This window comes from Streptobacillus felis (assembly GCF_001559775.1).
Classification (GTDB): Bacteria; Fusobacteriota; Fusobacteriia; order Fusobacteriales; family Leptotrichiaceae; genus Streptobacillus; species Streptobacillus felis.
This window is the reverse complement of the sequence record NZ_LOHX01000150.1, coordinates 1-229: the sequence shown is the minus strand read 5'-3', so window position 1 is coordinate 229 and position 229 is coordinate 1. Positions and strand designations below refer to the sequence as shown.

At 28.4% G+C, this 229-nt stretch carries 1 protein-coding gene; it reads left to right on the top strand.

Annotated elements, in window-relative coordinates:
• Positions 1–15 precede the first annotated feature (15 nt).
• Positions 16–168 (top strand): sugar phosphate nucleotidyltransferase, encoded by a 153-nt coding sequence (locus AYC60_RS08280; protein WP_231724616.1) that lies wholly within the window; start codon positions 16–18, stop codon positions 166–168.
• Positions 169–229: the final 61 nt, after the last annotated feature.

Sequence of the window (229 nt, the reverse complement as noted above, 5' to 3'; positions counted from 1 at the left end):
CAACCTCATGAAAGTTTGAAAGAGCAATCTTGGTATCAGGGTACAACTGATGCTATAAGACAGAACTTAACATTTATTAAAAATATGGCATCTAAATATGTACTTATACTAACAGGTGATCATATTAATAAAATGAACTATAAGTTGATGCTAGAAGAACATAAGTGAAATAATGCAGAATTAACTATAGCTACAATAAATGTACATTATGAAGAAGCTTCTAAATTTG